This is a genomic window from Acidovorax sp. GW835-FHT14B10, assembly GCF_058793725.1.
The window spans coordinates 1-13518 of sequence record NZ_JBXAGC010000010.1 but is presented as its reverse complement, the minus strand read 5'-3'; the positions used below and the strand labels follow the sequence as shown (position 1 = coordinate 13518).

Below are 13518 nucleotides of genomic sequence, written 5' to 3'. Positions count from 1 at the left end.
ATCTCCATTCAGTAAAACCAGGGAGCGATCAGCGGGAATCCGAGCGCGACGATGACTAGCGCCACCACGGTCCAGAACAACGACTTGTGGCTTCGGTTGACTTGCTGTAGCGCGCAAGCCTGCCCAGCCTCACAGGCTGCTGGCGCTCGCCATATCCGCCTGTACGCAAAAAACAGTGCCACAAGCGCGGCACCGATGAACATGGGCCGATAGGGTTCGAGCAGGGTCAAATTGCTAATCCATGCCCCGGAGACGCCAAGCGTAATCAACACCAAAGGCCCGAGGCAGCAAGTGGAGGCGAGGATGGCCGCCAGACCGCCGGTTAACAGCGCACCACGCCCGCCGCCGCTTCGAGTTTCAGTTGGGGAATCGGGTTTCATCGTTTAAGCTTACTTCCGTAGTTAAGTACGGAGTCAAGTGCCATGAATGAACTAACCGAAACCCTGACCATCGGTGGCTTAGCCGAGGCCGCTGGGGTCAATGTTGAGACGATCCGCTTCTACCAGCGCAAGGGCTTAGTGCAAGAGCCCGACCGCCCCCTGGGCGGCATCCGCCGCTACGGCGAGGCAAATCTGGCCCGGGTACGCTTTATTAAATCGGCGCAACGGCTGGGTTTCAGCCTTGACGAAGTCGGGGACTTGCTGAAGCTCGAGGACGGGTCGCATTGCCCCGAGGCCCGCGAACAAGCCGAACGCAAGCTCAGGGATGTGCGCGCCAAGCTCGCCGATCTCCACCGCATTGAGGCAGTCCTGGAAGCACTGGTGCAGCGCTGCTGCGCCGCAAGGGGACAGGTGCGTTGCCCGATGATCCAGGCGCTGCAGGAAGCGTGACGATGGAACTCTTGAAAGTTGCCATTCTGTTTGCGGTGACGGCAGTAGCTGAAATCGTTGGCTGCTACTTGCCCTGGCTGGTCGTAAAGCAGGGCAAGTCGGCATGGCTGCTCTTGCCGGCTGCCGTTTCCTTGACGTTGTTCGCTTGGCTGCTGACCTTGCACCCGACAGCTGCCGGGCGAACCTATGCGGCTTACGGCGGGATGTACATCGCCGTGGCGCTGGTCTGGTTGCACGTCGTCGACGGTGTTGCCTTGACCCGTTGGGACTTCGTGGGAGCGGCCATCGCGCTGGCCGGCATGTCGGTGATCGCCCTGCAACCTGCGACGGATACTTGACGTTCCCGGAGCTCTCCGTTCTCGGTCGTCTCCGCTAATCCAGATGAAAAACGCAACCGTCTGCCCTCCAACTCGCGAAAACAGCGGACTTCTGCCCTTGCACGGTCAAGACGCCAACAGAGGATCCGTATTTCCGTTGCTCCGGCCGCCCAGAGTTCAGACTCTCAATGAAAAAGAGAACTTACGGTGCTGGCTTGTATAACAACGCTACCTCTTGTTGGGTTCTCCAAGTATTCCCGCCGTCAAGGCAGTAAACCCGGTGCCCGTAGGTCACTGGTCTCGCCACTTTTATCCCCTGGGTCCACCGCGGTCTCTTCAGGGGCGAACTCCACGCCGATTTGGGAAAGACGCTCAAAAAGTGCCATGTTTTGGTGGTTCTCTGCACGCTCGAACAAGAGGACCTCGATCGGGCGCCACATTGCCACCCAGCCAATAATCAACAAGCCTTCGCTAATGGCAATAAGCACTTTGCTGTTGCCAGGATTAACCAATAAGGCTCGTGCAAGCAGCGTCGTCGCCAGAACGGCAAGTCCCGTGAACAGTAAGCGCATGCCCTGTCGCACCCTTCGGCGATACCGGCGCCTGCACTGTGCATGCTGCGCCTGAAAGTGCGCGTGGATCGCTCGCGTGATCTCCGCCTCGTACTCTCTGATCGGCGCCGGGACATGGAGCACAAGCCGAAGCGGTTCATCTAGACCATATTCACCCGCACAGTCGACAATATAGTTTTTAACGGCATGGCTCAGTGTTTTCTCATGGAGCGGTGAAGGGTCCAGAGAATCGTAAAGCTGCGTGATTCGTTGAATTCGAATATCGATGACCGTCATTTGGACATACGGCAAGGCTGGCGCTGGCTGGTTCTACTTTTTTGTGTACCGTACGTACCGGTGTAGGCGACGGGCCCCACTCAAGGCGTTACGCTGATGCCGTTGGGTGCCTTACCGACAGGAACGGTCTTCGTTACCTTGCGGTCTTTCACATCAAGCACGGAAACCGAATTGGCGTAGATGTTCGTCACATAGGCGTACCGCCCGTCACGATCAACAACCACGCCATGAGCACCAGCGCCAGTTACGACTGTCTTGACGACCTTGAAAGTCTCCAGGTCAATCATGCTGACGGTCTTGCCCGGCATCTTGCGCGTACCCTGGTTGGCCACCAGGAGCGTGCGCGAGTCAGGCGTGGCATACAACTGAATCGGCACCGTTCCTACCTCAACCTTGCGAATTACCTTGCGCGTTTCTGGGTCTATCACGGCTATGGCGTTTTCGCCCGACAACGAGGCAAAGGCCAAACGGCCGTCTGGCGTGAAGCCAGTCTGGGCCGGACCTTTGCCGGTCGGCACCTGCGCAATCTCCTTCTGGCTGGCGGTGTCGATGACCGATACCGTGCCACCCTTGAGATTGGCGACGTAGACCTCCTTGCCATCCGGGCTGAACCGAAGACCATGGGGAAACTGACCGACCGGAATCGTCGCCACGTGGCTCCGCGCCGCTGTGTCGATCACAGTGACCGTGTTGTCGCCGCCATTGGTGACATAGGCAAAGCGGCCGTCTGGTGACACCACCACATGGGCTGGGTGCATACCCACCGGCACCTTGGCGACGACTACGTTGGTCGCGGTGTCGATGGCCCAGATCGCGCCCGCTTTTCCCATCGCATCGTGGTCGCCTTGGGCCATGCCCTTGTGCGCAGAAACGTCTGCTACCTGGTCAGGCTCGCCGTTGTTGGTCACCCATACGAGCTTGCCGTCGGGCGACACTTGCACGTTGTGGGGCATCTTGCCGACGCGCACGTTCGTCAGCGTATTCAACGATTCCGCATCGAGGACGCTGACCGTGTCAGCGTTTTCATTGGCCACATACACTTGGTCGGCGGCCAACGTGGTTCCAGACCAGGCCAGCAGGCCGATCTGGACCGCTGTCGAAAGCCAGTTGATTTTTCTTCTCATCATGATCAATCCTTGTTGAGAAACGGCCCCTAGATCAGGGCTATGTCCACTTTGTGGTCCGGTATAGCCGTCACCGTTTTTTCCATCATGTCCAGGACGCATAAAAACTAGTCAGGGCGTTGAAAAATCAGACGAAACGCTTGCTCAACCGCAGCGTCGCGGCCTTCACGCAGTCGTCCCAGCGCATGACTTACTTGTTCTGCGGCTTCACGCTCACGCTCGATCATTGGGTGATGCTGCGCAAGCGGCTGTCGGCTCCTAGCGAGGGGTTCGGCCAACAGACTGACCCCTTTCATCCACGGACTAAATGCTTCTGAAAACAAATACCTACTGCTGCGCATTGGATGGAGCCACTTAAGCACTTCGGCTGTCCAGGGCGTGGAGAACGCTTGTGCCCAGGGACTGACAAATGCCCGGTAAAGCGCCTCATTGAATGTCGAGACCTGTTTCACCCGCTCAAAGGCTTCTTGCGGGTAATCCGTTTTCAAGTCTTCAACCTGACGGGATTCAAAGCGAATGCTGTAGGAGGGCTTATGGCAGTCCAGGCTCCCGGACGGGTTGTCGATCTTCATCTCATAGAGGCCCGGTGCCAGCGCCTCAATCTCAGCCAGGCTCTCCAGGATCGCCCGGTGCTCCAGACGAGCCACCCCAGCAGAGACAAAAATGCCGAGATGGCCGACATGCGGGTTCGTGAGGTAAACGATGCGCTGCCCTGCCCGCTTGAGATCATCGGTGTCACTATAGACAGCGGGGATCCACCCAAGCGCCTGGTGCGGTGGCGTGATGTTGTCGCCGTAAGAGGCAAAGATGACGATTGGATTCCTGATCCGCCTCAGGTCAGCAGTGCAACCCTGGCAAATCTGGAAAAGGCCCTGCTCAAGTTGGTTACCAATGAACAGGTTCTCAACGATCGCGAGGATCTCTTCTCGGCTCAGGAAATAAAACCCGGTCCACCAGCGTTCGAACTCCAGAAAGCGCCCCTGCTCACTGTCAACGTTGGTGAAGAGTTGGGCGTACTTCTCCCAAACGGCCTTTTCGGGCTTGAGGTTCTCGAAATTCTGCGCTAGCCAGGCCCCGTCAAACCGGCCATTGCCCAGGTCGGCCGTCAGATGCGCCAACCAGCTGCCGCCAAGGAGTCCTCCGGAAAGACGCATCGGATTGACACCGGACTCGCCCGCCCAATACGACAAAGGAGAGCCATTGAGCACCACCGGTCCGACCAGACCGGCGCAGTCTGCGGACAGCAGCGCCACCGCCCACCCGGCCTGGCAGTTGCCATAAAGCACAGGAGCATTGCCAGGATGGCGTACTGCAACCTCTTCGACGAAACGCCGCAGCACATGCAAAACGTCTGCCAGGGTTTGCCCCAGAGCCGGCTCTGGAAAGAAAATCACGAAATAAACCGGATGGCCTTCGCGCATGGCCATCCCGACTTCGGAGTCGCGCTTGAAGCCGCCAATGCCGGGGCCGTGGCCGGCGCGTGGATCGACGATGATGACCGGCGGTTTGTCAGAGTCGACGCAGTCGTCCCAGCAATGCCCGTCGATTTCCGTGATGCGTAGCAGTGCATAGTTGACGGACCGTTCGAAGCTGCGCGCGTCCAACAGCGTTTCATACTTGAAGTCCAGAAGCGGCGGCAATCCGGCTCGCTCGTGCTCCAGCATGTTGTTCGCGCGCTGGCGAAGCGTGTCCCAGAACAGAATGGTGCGTTCGAAGAAATCACGCTGGTAATCGAAATAGTCCTGCGCCGAAGGTGCTTTAGCTGCTCTTTTCATGCCACTGGACGCATCCTGTGGCGCAGGCTTCAACAACTCCTCGGAATGATCCAAGACGGTCGGTGGTAGATCCTCTGCCTGGCGGTGCGTCCCTTGCACCGCTGCTTCCTTACCCCCCGCCGTGGTGCGTTGAGAGGTCCGAGGTTTTTGTGGTGACGTGGGGGTTTTCATCATTCCTCCGAACTACGGGGTCATTTTTTTCCGCGCCGTAAACGCAGAGCATTGAAAATCACCGAGGCCGAGCTCAGACTCATGGCCAGCGCCGCGATCAGCGGGGACAACAACCACCCAGTGAATGGGTACAGCACGCCTGCCGCAATCGGCACCCCAATGCCGTTGTAAACGAATGCGAACAGGAGGTTCTGGCGCATGTTTCGGACGGTGTCGATAGAGATGTCGCGTGCGGCGGTGATGCCGCGCAAATCGCCTTTGACCAGCGTGATCTGGCCGCTGTTCATGGCCACATCGGTCCCCGTGCCCATGGCCACGCCGACATCGGCCTTTGCCAACGCAGGCGCATCGTTGATGCCATCGCCGGCCATGGCGACAATGTGGCCCTCTTTCTGGAGCCGTTCCACGAGCGCCAGCTTGTCTGCGGGCTTGACTTCGCCATGCACCTCGTCGATGCCCAGTTTTGCACTCACGGCCTTGGCGGTGGTCAGACCATCGCCAGTTGCCATCACGATGCGCAAACCGCTGGCGTGCAAAGTCTTAATGGCTTCCAAGGTGGTGGCCTTGATGGGATCGGTCACGGCCAGGATGCCAGCCAGTTGTCTGTCCACGGCCAGATGCATCACGCTGGCGCCTTCACTGCGCAGACGCTCGCCATCTACCTTGAGCGCATCAGTGGCCACGCCCTCCTGCTGCATCAATGCGGTGTTGCCCAGCACCAGATGCTTCCCATCGACGATGCCGCGCACGCCAATGCCGCTGCCGGATTCGAAATCTAGCGGCTTGATCAGTTCCAGGCCCTTGGCGCGTGCTGCGCTGACGATGGCCTCTGCCAAAGGATGCTCGCTGCCTTGGTCCAAACTGGCCGCAAGGCGCAGTACTTCGTCCGCTGTATAGCCGGGTGCGGCAACTGCGGTGTCGAAAGCGGGCTTACCTTCGGTCAAAGTTCCTGTCTTGTCCACTATCAGCGTGTCCACCTCGCGCATTTTCTCGATGGCGCCAGCATCGCGGAACAGCACCCCCTGTGTCGCGGCACGCCCTGTGGCCACCATCACCGACATCGGCGTGGCCAGCCCCAGCGCACAGGGGCAAGCGATGATCAGCACGGCCACTGCGTTGATCAAGCCAAACACCCAGCTAGGTTCCGGACCGAACCAACCCCAGACAAAGAAGGTGGCAATGGCGATGAGCACCACCACGACCACAAATTTGCCTGCCACCACATCCGCCATGCGCTGCATGGGCGCCTTCGAGCGCTGGGCATTGGCCACCATCTGAACAATCTGCGACAGCATGGTGGCCGCACCGACTTTTTCGGAGCGCATCACCAAGGCGCCACTGGTGTTCATCGTGGCGCCAATCACATTGTCACCAAGCCGTTTGGTCACCGGCACAGGCTCGCCAGTAAGCATGGATTCATCGACCGCACTGCTGCCTTCGGTCACAACGCCGTCGACCGGCACTTTCTCGCCGGGACGAATGCGCAGCAGATCCCCGACGTGAACATGGTTCAGCGGCACGTCCTCTTCGCTGCCATCCGCATTGATGCGGCGAGCGGTCTTGGGTGCCAAACCGAGCAGCGCCTTGATCGCCGCAGAAGTTTGCGAACGGGCCTTCAACTCGATGATCTGGCCCAGCATGGTCAGCGAGATGATGACCACTGCCGCCTCATAGTAAACAGCCACGCGACCCATGGAAATGAATGAATCTGGGAACACGCCCGGCGCCACGGTAGCCACGAGGCTGTAGAGAAAGGCCGCGCCAGTACCCAGGCCAATCAATGTCCACATGTTGGGGCTGCGATGGACAAGAGACTGCCAACCGCGTACGAAGAAGGGCCAACCCGTCCACAACACGACGGGTAAGGACAGCGCCAGTTCGACCCAGGTTTGAACGTTCATGTCAAACCACCCGAGACGATGGCCGAACATTGCAAGAACAGTAACGATGACTGTGAATGGCAGTGTCCACCAGAAGCGATGCTGAAAATCCTTTAACTCATGGTTGTCTTCCTCGTCCAGAGGAATGATTGGCTCCAATGTCATGCCGCACTTGGGACAGATTCCAGGATGATCCTGCCGCACCTCGGGGTGCATAGGGCAGGTGTAGATGGTGCCGGCCGGCTCTGGCGCGGTGTCCTCGGGTGCAGTAGATACAAGGTATTGCAGTGGGTTCGCTGCGAACTTGCCTTGGCACTTGGCGCTACAGAAATAGTAGGGCCGCCCTTCGTGCGTCAATTTGTGTTCAGACTGCTCCGTAACGGTCATGCCGCACACCGGATCCTTTAGATCCTTTGGCGAGGCTGGCTCGGCAGGGGGGTGACTGCCGTGATGGTGGTGTGCATGCATGTCCATTGCTTATTCCTTGTTGTTGTTGGTGCGCCGTGGCGGCTGCGCATGGTTGCCGTGCCCACCATGGCCGCCGTGGCCGTGCATCAGGTGCATTAGCGGACAGGCGAGCAGCAGCAGGTAGGGCCAATAACCCAGAACATGGCCCCAGTGCTCTCGCAGCAGATAAAAACCAGCGATCACGGCAGCCGTTGCCAGCGCCATGCCGGCTGGGCGGCGCCAGAACGATGGCGCATGGGAGTCGTTGTCAGGCTGATCCATGGCGTTGCTCCTTCAAAGTTGCCAGCAAAAGGTGCGGGCGCGGACGCGCCCAGCCGGTCGACCCTGAATCAAATACCGTGGCCGTCATCGGCAACCACAGCCCCCCGCACCGCCGCTGTGGCAGCCCGAGGCTTTAGGCTGCGAGGTCGCAGCGGGAATGGGCGCGTCTGTGGCCAGCTTTGCGGGGTAACCCGCATCCGTCAATGCCATCAACAATGGGGCGCTGCCCTGCGCCAGTTCCCCGCTCACCCGGACATGCCCAGACTGGAGATCGACCTCCACCCCACTGACACCCGGCAGCGGTTGCAATGCGTGCGTGACGTGCTTGACGCATGAGCCGCAGCTCATGCCCTCGACTTGCAGATCAATCGTTTTCATATATCAAACTCCTAAAAATTGAAACGTATACCGCCGGGGAAATATTCCAGATCATCTTTTTGACACCGAGTCAGTCGTCGACTGGGCCTTGCCCATGCGAGGGATAAACCGGGGTGTGCGCTGGGCGTATGTGTCGTACGTTGCACCGAACTGTTTGTGCATTTCGTTCTCTTCGGTGATTGCCAGACGTCCGTACATCAGGAGCAAGACAGGGAACATGGCCAAGGTCAGCAAGGTGGGCCACTGCAGCAGGAAGCCCAGCAGAATCATCACAAAAGCCACGTACTGCGGATGGCGAATGCGCGCGTAGGGGCCTGTTGTTGCAAGCGATTGGCCACGCTGAGCGTGGTAGAGCACATTCCACGCTGTGGACAACAGGTAGAAACCAAAGCCCAGAAAAACGTAGCTGGCGATGTGCAGTACGCCGAAATGCGGGTCGCCCTTTTCGCCCAACAGGGTGGACCACAAGTGACCCGAGGTGTGGGAGAGCAGATCCAGATTAGGGAACTTGGTTTGAAGCCAGCCCGATATCAGATAAATCGTCAGCGGGAAGCCATACATCTCTACGAACAAGGCAACTATGAAGGCTGCGAATGCGCCAAACGTCCTCCAGTCACGGGCCGTTGCAGGCTTGAAAAAGCTGAACGCAAACATGATGAAGATCGCTGAATTGATGATGACCAACGACCACAGGCCATAAGCAGATTCGGTGTGGTTCACTGGGGATCTCCTTCTTTGCGCGATTCGGCAGTCTTCGACACATCAGGCTTGCTCTGGCCATGGTGACCATGCCCACCGTGGCTGCCGTGCATGAAAACATGCATCAGCGGGCAGGCGAGGAGCAGGAGAAAAGGTAGCGCCCCGACGACATGCGCGAGGTGTTCTGTCAACAAAAAATACGCCGCCACGGCACCAATCGCCACGTAGCCGATGGCGTATCGAGAACTCCAGAAACTGGGGGGCGACTCGTGTCCGTCGTGTTGATGGCTCATGGTGACTCGCAATCAGGTGGGTGCGTTACTTGGTCGGCGTGGCAGGCAGGCGGTCCATCATCATTTGCATCATGGACTGCATCATTTCCATGCGCTTTTCCATCATCTGATGACGCTCGGCCATGTTGGAGGACATGCCCTTTCCACCTTGCATGCAACCCATGCCCTGCATGCCTGCGCCCATCTGCTGCATCATCCCCATGCCGTCCTGCATGAGCTTCATGTGCTCGTCCATGAGTGCCTGCCGCTCCTCCGGCGTTTTGGCCGCCATCATCTTTTCGTGCATCGCTTGCATGGACTTCATATGCTCGTCCATCTTGGCCATTCCAGCCATCGGCCCCGTACCCATTGGCTTTGCGGAAGTCTTCATTTGGGTGGACGCGGGCTGCGTGCTACCTGCAGGGTGATGGGCCTTGTGCTCATCGGCGGCTTGCGCCATCACGCTCAGTGAGGCCGCAGCGACACAGACCCCGATCAGGGTATGGTGAATTTTTGACATAGTGCTCTCCTTCTCCAGATTACAAAACCGTCGCAGTCAGCAATCAATAAATCCATCCGCGACGACACAGCACGCTAAAGCAGCGTGTTCTCACTGAGCGGGCTGAATGTCTGTGACAACCATCTTCCCGCCCTCGTTGACGACCATGAACTTGACCTTGTCGCCAGGCTTCACGTTGGACAACAGGCTCTTGTCCTTCGCGGTGAATACCATGGTCATACCGGGCATGTCCATGTGCTTGATTTCTGCGTGCTTGATGGTGATCTTTCCAGTTTCCTGATCGACCTTCTTGATTTCGCCGTCCGTCAGGGATGCCGATGCTTGGGACATATCCATCTTGCCGTGATCCATCATGGTCTGGGCGAAACTGCCCATGGGCGTGAATGTGCCCATGGCAAGAGCGGAGATGGCCAGAATGTTCTTGATGGTTTTCATGATTTCCTCACGATTGAGAGTAAAAAAAGTGGGTTATTTCATAGCCACTTTGACAGCGCCTTTCATACCGGCCTCGAATGACCAGACATCAGGCACGCGAACTCGGCAGTGCCCGCCTTCTTGGCGAATTGCCAGACGATCTCACCTTGCTTGCCAAGGGCCCGCGTGACCTTGCTGGGCACATCACAAAAAATGACCGATCTCATGGAGGTGATTCTGAAGCGCGGTCATGTCAGAAAGCTGTGCGCCGGATTACAAATTTGTTATCTACGTGTCAGGCACGCAGAAACTCGTCAAACTCACGTCTACGCCAGATAGCGGAGAGTGACCATGAAGATATTGATCGTCGAAGATGAACCTAAAACCGGCGAATACCTTCGCCAGGGATTGAGCGAGGCCGGATTTGTGGCCGACCTGGCGCAAAACGGTAGTGATGGCCTGCACCTGGCACTCCAAGGTGAATACGACCTCGTGATCCTGGATGTCATGCTGCCCGGACTGGATGGCTGGCAGGTGCTGCAGTCGCTGCGCAATCGCGGATTGCAGATGCCTGTGTTGTTCCTCACGGCGCGGGACCAGGTGGAAGATCGGGTCAAAGGGTTGGAATTGGGCGCTGACGACTATCTTGTCAAGCCCTTTTCATTCGCCGAGTTGCTGGCCCGTGTACGGACAATCTTGCGCCGGGGCCGAGGAGGCACCGAAACCAACACATTGCGCGTGGCTGACCTGGAACTTGATCTGCTGCGCCGACGGGTCTCGCGGGGTGGCCGTCGCATTGACCTGACAGCCAAAGAATTTGGTTTGCTGGAGTTGCTGTTGCGCAGGCATGGAGAAGTGCTTCCTCGCTCGCTGATTGCCTCCCAGGTGTGGGACATGAACTTCGACAGCGACACCAACGTGATCGAAGTGGCGATGCGCCGCTTGCGCCTGAAGATTGACGAAGGCCAGGACGTCAAGTTGATCCAGACCGTGCGGGGCATGGGCTACGTGCTGGAAGCACCGGAGAACGCTTGAATGTTTCGGTTCTTCTCGCTCACCCATCGTTTGGCCATCTTTTTCACGACGGTGGCCGCAGCCGTCGTGCTGGGGCTTGGAATGTTGTTCCTGGTTGCGACCGAACGCCACTTCCTGGAACTGGATCGAATCACGCTGCAAGACAAGCAGCACCTGATCGAGAACATAGTAGTCAATGCCAACTCCACCGATGACATCCCATCGCGCTTACGCGAATCTTTGAACAATCACCACGGCTTGTCTGTCATTGTCAAAAACGCTAATGGGGATGTTCTTTTCAGGACTGAAGGGTTTCAACCTCCAGCCACTTTGGACGCGCCAAAACCAGAGCATCGGATTTCCGAGATTCAGAGTTGGAAAAATCAAGGCCGTGAATTTCGCGCGTTGAACTTGCGTTTCAACCCTGCCAATAGTGCGGCGCCACCACTGGATGTCCTGATCGCCATTGACATGGAAGATCACATGCAATTCATGGCGCAATTACAGCGTACGCTTGTGCTCTATGCTATTTGTGCCATCTTTGTCAGCGGGATGCTGGGATGGTTCGCAGCCTACAAAGGGATGGCACCGTTGCGCGCCATGAAGACCCAGGCCACAACGGTCAGTTCTCATCGTCTCGATGAGCGAATGCCCATCGAGGCAGTTCCTGTGGAGATGGCTGACTTGGCGCAGGAGCTCAACAAAATGCTGGACAGGCTGCAAAATGACTTCCAACGACTGTCCGAGTTCTCTTCAGACCTGGCGCATGAGCTGCGCACCCCCATCAGCAACCTGCTGACGCAAACCCAGGTTGCACTCGCCACCCGGCGAGACGCTGACACCTATCGAGACATACTGGCGTCGAACGCGGAGGAATTCCAACGCCTGGCGCGCATGGTGTCGGATATGTTGTTCCTGGCCAAGACGGATCGTGGGGTTGACTTGCCGAACAAGGAGCGGTTTTCTGCAGCCAAGGAAGCCCAGGCCTTATTAGAATTTTATGAAGCCGTCGCTGAAGAAAAGGGTGTTACGCTACACCATTTCGGTGATGGAGCCATCTTGGGTGACCGATTGATGTTTCGCAGAGCGCTGAGCAATCTGTTGTCGAACGCATTGCGCCATTCCAAAGACCATAGCGATGTAACGATTGACATCAGCGAGACAGCGCAAGCCATTGTCGTAACGGTCGAGAACACGGGGGAGGACATTGATCCTCAAAGCATTCCTCGTCTGTTTGACCGCTTCTACCGTGCCGACCCGTCTCGGTCGCACCCACAATCCGATGGTGCTGGCCTCGGACTATCAATTACCCGGGCCATTGCACAAGCGCACGGAGGACGTGTGACGGTTGAATCCGGCTCGGGGAGAACAAAGTTCAGCCTCGAATTTCCAAGCAGGCTGATACTATAAGAATACCAAACGCCAACAGGGCTTCCATCGGCGGAACAGTACCCTTTCATGTTGCCTCCGGTGAAATTTAGACCAGACTGCCGCTCGTTTGTTGATCAGGCGAATGGCACCTACTTTGTCGCCCAATCATGGCCGTAGCGCTTGACCTGGGTGTGAGCGTGGGATCTGGGTGTCTTCAGCCAAGGATAGGGTTTTGACTGTCGCTTTCGCATGCGCGGTACGATGCGCCCCGGCCGACTGCCCTCGCGCCACCCACTCGGTCCGTAGCTCTTCTCGCGACAGTGTGTCGGCGGTTGAGAGTCAGGGAAATTCGGGCGGCGGCCTGGACTGACAAGAGGTCAGTCAGGCCGACGCCAACGATCCAACAGAATGGATTCCAAAGCTTTCTGCGACACCAACTTAGGCAATCAGCCCTGGTAGTAAAGACGCAGACGCGCATCGCGTTCGGCAGGGGACTCATTCCGCAGTTCGTTGATTACTTGCGCACGCGTCTTGCCTGGACCAGCTGCATCAGGTGTGCGGATCGGGAAGTTGCTTTCTCCGTAAGAAAGGAGTCCTTGCTGCATAGCAGCCTTGGTTTCTGCGATAACCTGCTCTCGCGTCTTCTCGCTCTTGAAGTGTTCCGGGTGAACGATTACGCCCTTTTCATTGTTGGCAGGATGTTCGTATGCGGCAGAAGCCATCCCTGGGAGGCCCAGGGCAACCACTGAGGCTGCGGCTGCGATCATGGAAGACAGGGAGAGGCGTTGTTGGATCATGGTTGAAGCTCCTTAACAAAGTGGACGAAAATTGCATCTCTCATGCCTTGCTTAGGCGTTGAGGAGATGTGTTCATCGTAGGGAGCGCACCCCAACAGAATCAGGACAGCTCGATGACATCGTTGTTAAGGAGCTGCGTGAGTTGGCGCCGAGTTGTTGAACTTGCGCGCAGGTGGAAAGACATAGTGGCCCGAGTCAGCTGGTTCCACAAACCCACGGATGAGAAGCGCATGGTGGTGATTCTGGAACCGGAACAGTTCGAAGACTGGCTGCAAGCACCCGCGACCCGCAGCATGTAGTTCGGGGTCTCCTCGTTTTCAGTGCAATAAGTGACGGTACGAAAAGCTAGCACTGGCGCGGAGGTGGTGTTGGTAGATCG

16 protein-coding genes and 2 pseudogenes are annotated in these 13518 nt (G+C 57.6%); 4 read left to right on the top strand and 14 right to left on the bottom strand.

The genetic code is table 11. From position 1 onward, the window contains the following. Nucleotides 1–8: 8 nt before the first annotated feature. Nucleotides 9–380: a mercuric ion transporter MerT gene (merT, locus tag AC1Q5S_RS09435; RefSeq protein ID WP_087748574.1), complete on the bottom strand. Its 372-nt coding sequence runs from the start codon at nt 378–380 to the stop codon at nt 9–11. Between the two features lie 42 nt (nt 381–422). Here merT and merR point away from each other — a divergent pair, with 42 nt between their 5' ends. Together merR and AC1Q5S_RS09425 are read left to right on the top strand one after the other, a co-directional pair. Further along, nucleotides 423–830, top strand: coding sequence for a mercury resistance transcriptional regulator MerR (gene merR / locus AC1Q5S_RS09430; protein WP_087748573.1), 408 nt, complete (start codon nt 423–425; stop codon nt 828–830). 2 nt (nt 831–832) lie between these two features. Then, on the top strand, nt 833–1168 hold the full coding sequence (locus AC1Q5S_RS09425; RefSeq protein WP_087748572.1) for a YnfA family protein: 336 nt from the start codon (nt 833–835) through the stop codon (nt 1166–1168). 242 nt (nt 1169–1410) lie between these two features. On the opposite strand, the gene AC1Q5S_RS09420 is transcribed toward AC1Q5S_RS09425, so the two are convergent. From AC1Q5S_RS09420 to AC1Q5S_RS09370, 11 genes and pseudogenes are all read right to left on the bottom strand, one after another. Further along, nucleotides 1411–1995, bottom strand: coding sequence for a hypothetical protein (locus AC1Q5S_RS09420; RefSeq protein WP_087748571.1), 585 nt, complete (start codon nt 1993–1995; stop codon nt 1411–1413). Between the two features lie 80 nt (nt 1996–2075). Beyond that, entirely contained in the window at nt 2076–3122 is a 1047-nt protein-coding gene (locus AC1Q5S_RS09415) for a YVTN family beta-propeller repeat protein (RefSeq protein WP_087748589.1), read from the bottom strand. Between the two features lie 104 nt (nt 3123–3226). Further along, on the bottom strand, nt 3227–5065 hold the full coding sequence (locus AC1Q5S_RS09410; RefSeq protein WP_492238702.1) for a DUF3141 domain-containing protein: 1839 nt from the start codon (nt 5063–5065) through the stop codon (nt 3227–3229). 20 nt (nt 5066–5085) lie between these two features. Then, a complete protein-coding gene (locus AC1Q5S_RS09405) occupies nt 5086–7419 on the bottom strand; it encodes a heavy metal translocating P-type ATPase (protein ID WP_305335783.1) in 2334 nt (777 codons plus the stop codon). A gap of 3 nt (nt 7420–7422) precedes the next feature. Beyond that, nucleotides 7423–7674, bottom strand: a complete 252-nt coding sequence (locus AC1Q5S_RS09400; protein ID WP_066691671.1) for a DUF2933 domain-containing protein — start codon at nt 7672–7674, stop codon at nt 7423–7425. An 84-nt stretch (nt 7675–7758) separates the two neighbouring features. After that, nucleotides 7759–8052, bottom strand: a complete 294-nt coding sequence (locus tag AC1Q5S_RS09395; protein ID WP_011804760.1) for a heavy-metal-associated domain-containing protein — start codon at nt 8050–8052, stop codon at nt 7759–7761. A gap of 51 nt (nt 8053–8103) precedes the next feature. Beyond that, nucleotides 8104–8772: a methyltransferase family protein gene (locus tag AC1Q5S_RS09390; RefSeq protein WP_119558837.1), complete on the bottom strand. Its 669-nt coding sequence runs from the start codon at nt 8770–8772 to the stop codon at nt 8104–8106. Further along, nucleotides 8769–9044, bottom strand: a complete 276-nt coding sequence (locus tag AC1Q5S_RS09385; protein ID WP_066691667.1) for a DUF2933 domain-containing protein — start codon at nt 9042–9044, stop codon at nt 8769–8771. Before AC1Q5S_RS09385 ends, AC1Q5S_RS09390 begins: the two co-directional genes overlap by 4 nt. Before the next feature lie 25 nt (nt 9045–9069). Then, the gene (locus AC1Q5S_RS09380) at nt 9070–9543 is read right to left on the bottom strand and encodes a hypothetical protein (protein WP_492238701.1); all 474 of its coding nucleotides are present in this window, start codon (nt 9541–9543) and stop codon (nt 9070–9072) included. A gap of 90 nt (nt 9544–9633) precedes the next feature. Continuing rightward, a complete protein-coding gene (locus tag AC1Q5S_RS09375; RefSeq protein WP_492238700.1) occupies nt 9634–9978 on the bottom strand; it encodes a copper-binding protein in 345 nt (114 codons plus the stop codon). A 33-nt stretch (nt 9979–10011) separates the two neighbouring features. Continuing rightward, nucleotides 10012–10163 (bottom strand): annotated as a pseudogene (locus tag AC1Q5S_RS09370) (cupredoxin domain-containing protein); the annotation flags it as partial. Nucleotides 10164–10308: 145 nt separating this feature from the next. Here AC1Q5S_RS09370 and AC1Q5S_RS09365 point away from each other — a divergent pair. Then, entirely contained in the window at nt 10309–10992 is a 684-nt protein-coding gene (locus AC1Q5S_RS09365; RefSeq protein WP_011804755.1) for a heavy metal response regulator transcription factor, read from the top strand. Then, on the top strand, nt 10993–12381 hold the full coding sequence (locus tag AC1Q5S_RS09360) for a heavy metal sensor histidine kinase (protein ID WP_492238699.1): 1389 nt from the start codon (nt 10993–10995) through the stop codon (nt 12379–12381). 407 nt (nt 12382–12788) lie between these two features. Here AC1Q5S_RS09360 and AC1Q5S_RS09355 read toward each other — a convergent pair whose 3' ends face one another. Then, nucleotides 12789–13139: a DUF4148 domain-containing protein gene (locus AC1Q5S_RS09355; RefSeq protein ID WP_008904206.1), complete on the bottom strand. Its 351-nt coding sequence runs from the start codon at nt 13137–13139 to the stop codon at nt 12789–12791. 100 nt (nt 13140–13239) lie between these two features. Further along, nucleotides 13240–13518 (bottom strand): annotated as a pseudogene (locus tag AC1Q5S_RS09350) (hypothetical protein); the annotation flags it as partial.

Excerpts from the sequence above, each read along its gene's own strand:
- merR (WP_087748573.1), top strand. The coding sequence starts at position 423 with ATGAATGAACTAACCGAAACCCTGACCATCGGTGGCTTAGCCGAGGCC.
- AC1Q5S_RS09400 (WP_066691671.1), bottom strand. The coding sequence starts at position 7,674 with ATGGATCAGCCTGACAACGACTCCCATGCGCCATCGTTCTGGCGCCGC.
- AC1Q5S_RS09375 (WP_492238700.1), bottom strand. The coding sequence starts at position 9,978 with ATGAAAACCATCAAGAACATTCTGGCCATCTCCGCTCTTGCCATGGGC.
- AC1Q5S_RS09395 (WP_011804760.1), bottom strand. The coding sequence starts at position 8,052 with ATGAAAACGATTGATCTGCAAGTCGAGGGCATGAGCTGCGGCTCATGC.
- AC1Q5S_RS09355 (WP_008904206.1), bottom strand. The coding sequence starts at position 13,139 with ATGATCCAACAACGCCTCTCCCTGTCTTCCATGATCGCAGCCGCAGCC.
- AC1Q5S_RS09410 (WP_492238702.1), bottom strand. The coding sequence starts at position 5,065 with ATGAAAACCCCCACGTCACCACAAAAACCTCGGACCTCTCAACGCACC.
- AC1Q5S_RS09385 (WP_066691667.1), bottom strand. The coding sequence starts at position 9,044 with ATGAGCCATCAACACGACGGACACGAGTCGCCCCCCAGTTTCTGGAGT.
- AC1Q5S_RS09380 (WP_492238701.1), bottom strand. The coding sequence starts at position 9,543 with ATGTCAAAAATTCACCATACCCTGATCGGGGTCTGTGTCGCTGCGGCC.
- AC1Q5S_RS09365 (WP_011804755.1), top strand. The coding sequence starts at position 10,309 with ATGAAGATATTGATCGTCGAAGATGAACCTAAAACCGGCGAATACCTT.
- AC1Q5S_RS09360 (WP_492238699.1), top strand. The coding sequence starts at position 10,993 with ATGTTTCGGTTCTTCTCGCTCACCCATCGTTTGGCCATCTTTTTCACG.
- merT (WP_087748574.1), bottom strand. The coding sequence starts at position 380 with ATGAAACCCGATTCCCCAACTGAAACTCGAAGCGGCGGCGGGCGTGGT.
- AC1Q5S_RS09415 (WP_087748589.1), bottom strand. The coding sequence starts at position 3,122 with ATGATGAGAAGAAAAATCAACTGGCTTTCGACAGCGGTCCAGATCGGC.
- AC1Q5S_RS09420 (WP_087748571.1), bottom strand. The coding sequence starts at position 1,995 with ATGACGGTCATCGATATTCGAATTCAACGAATCACGCAGCTTTACGAT.
- AC1Q5S_RS09425 (WP_087748572.1), top strand. The coding sequence starts at position 833 with ATGGAACTCTTGAAAGTTGCCATTCTGTTTGCGGTGACGGCAGTAGCT.
- AC1Q5S_RS09405 (WP_305335783.1), bottom strand. The coding sequence starts at position 7,419 with ATGGACATGCATGCACACCACCATCACGGCAGTCACCCCCCTGCCGAG.